The sequence below is a fragment of the Baaleninema sp. genome (assembly GCF_049974805.1).
Classification (GTDB): domain Bacteria; phylum Cyanobacteriota; class Cyanobacteriia; order Cyanobacteriales; family Geitlerinemataceae; genus Baaleninema.
In genome coordinates this window covers 1-1,292 of record NZ_JBNGCO010000238.1, presented here as the reverse complement: position 1 = coordinate 1,292, position 1,292 = coordinate 1, and the positions used below count along the sequence as shown (strand labels likewise).

1 protein-coding gene is annotated in these 1,292 nt (G+C 51.8%); it reads left to right on the top strand.

From position 1 onward, the window contains the following. Nucleotides 1-18: 18 nt before the first annotated feature. Nucleotides 19-1,242: an RNA-guided endonuclease InsQ/TnpB family protein gene (locus ACP5D4_RS21595; protein ID WP_428013664.1), complete on the top strand. Its 1,224-nt coding sequence runs from the start codon at nt 19-21 to the stop codon at nt 1,240-1,242. Nucleotides 1,243-1,292: the final 50 nt, after the last annotated feature.

Here is a 1,292-nt window from a genome sequence, read left to right as displayed (position 1 = left end):
CTCTGCTAAAACGTGAGAATGTTAGTCCGAGAAGCCAAACTCAAAGACGGCACTGCCGAACAGTATCAAGCCCTCGACGAAGCCATCCGCACCGGACAATTCGTCAGGAACAAATGCTTGCGGCTGTGGATGGATACTCGCGGTTGTACTCGCGCTAAAATGCAAGGGCTGTGCAAGGTGTTAGCAAAGGAATTCCCTTTCGCTAAACAACTGAACAGCATGGCGCGGCAAGCCCACGCCGATCGCGCTTGGCAAGCGGTGAACCGCTTCTACAAAAACTGCCGGGAAGGGGTGAAACCCGTCGGCTATCCCAAATTCAAAAAACACAGTCGATCGGTCGAGTATAAAACTTCTGGGTGGACGCTCTCGGACGACGCTCGCACCCTCACCTTCACCGATGGATTTGCTGCCGGAACCTTCTCGTTGTACTGCGACAATGTAGCACGAGAGGACATCCTCCGCAGTAAAATCAACCGAGTGCGAGTGGTGCGAAGAGCCGATGGCTACTACGCTCAGTTCTGTCTCGATGTCGAACGCCAAGAACCCGGAAACTATACCGGAAACGCGATCGGTATCGATTTGGGACTGACGTTTTTCATCAAAGACCAAAACGATAATGCTGTCGCCTACCCTCAGTATCTCCGAAAATCGGAGCAACGATTAAAACGATTGCAGCGTCGCCTCAGTCGCAAGCACCAAAAAGGTAAAAAACAATCTGCCAACTACCACAAAAACAGAAAGCAGTTAGGCAGAGCGCACCTGAAAGTTCAACGCCAGCGTAAAGACTGGGCGATAAAACTCGCTCGGGCGCTCGTGGCATCTCACGATGTCGTGGCGTATGAAGATTTGCAGGTGCGAAATCTGGTGCGAAATCATCATCTGGCTAAGTCCATTTCCGATGCGGCTTGGAGTCAGTTCTGCGACTTTCTCGACTACTACGGAAAGGTTTGGGGTAAGGCGGTGGTGGCGGTTAATCCGGCATTCACCAGTCAAGATTGCCACCACTGCGGTCGCCGAGTTAAAAAATCCCTCAGCACTCGCACTCACGAATGTATTTGTGGGGCGAAACTGTGTCGGGATACCAACGCAGCGATAAATATCCTCAAACGAGGGTTGGAACTTCTAGGAATTAGTATTAGTACCGAAGGGCATTCGGAAACGACCTGCATTTTGCAGGGAACGCCTGGGGAGATAAACCTCTCTGCTACAAGCGGGCAACCGTTTGTAGTAAGGGTTGTCTAGGAACCAGGAATCTAGAACCGTGAGGCTTCGCCGTGAGCGTCAGCCGAACG

Excerpts from the sequence above, each read along its gene's own strand:
- ACP5D4_RS21595 (WP_428013664.1), top strand. The coding sequence starts at position 19 with ATGTTAGTCCGAGAAGCCAAACTCAAAGACGGCACTGCCGAACAGTAT.